Here is a 518-nt window from a genome sequence, read left to right as displayed (position 1 = left end):
GAGCATTCCACACAGGTAACGCCCATTTCGATTCGTGCTGCAGTTACGATTGTCGCTTCTGTTCCGATCTTGTTGGTGTATCCGTTTATGCAAAAATACTTTGTCGTTGGACTAAATGTAGGGAGTGTGAAGGAATAGATGTCGCAGATTCAATCACAACTGATCCGTTATGCCAACCCGATTCTTCCCGGATTCTATCCGGATCCCAGCATTGTGAAGGCGGAAGAATATTTTTACCTCATTTGCAGCTCGTTTGAATATTTTCCCGGCGTGCCGATCTTTCGGAGTCCGGATCTTATTCACTGGGAGCAGATCGGCAATGTACTGGACCGAATCAGCCAGCTGGATTTGACCGGTCAGAAGAGCTCGGACGGCATTTATGCTCCGACACTGCGTTACCATGAAGGTATATTTTATATGATTACGACAGATGTAAGGGGCATCGGGAACTTCTATGTTACGACAACCAACCCTGCCGGACATGGTCCGATCCAATTCGTATTCCCTATGGGGGCATT

General features: G+C 47.3%; 2 pseudogenes. Both read left to right on the top strand.

Going from position 1 to position 518, the window contains the following annotated elements:
• Window positions 1–138 (top strand): annotated as a pseudogene (locus HP548_RS33240) (carbohydrate ABC transporter permease); the annotation flags it as partial.
• A pseudogene (locus HP548_RS02895) lies at window positions 139–518 on the top strand (family 43 glycosylhydrolase); the annotation flags it as partial.

Source organism: Paenibacillus taichungensis, assembly GCF_013359905.1.
Classification (GTDB): Bacteria; Bacillota; Bacilli; order Paenibacillales; family Paenibacillaceae; genus Paenibacillus; species Paenibacillus taichungensis.
The sequence above is the reverse complement of the archived record's forward strand: the minus strand, read 5'-3'. Positions and strand labels throughout refer to the sequence as shown.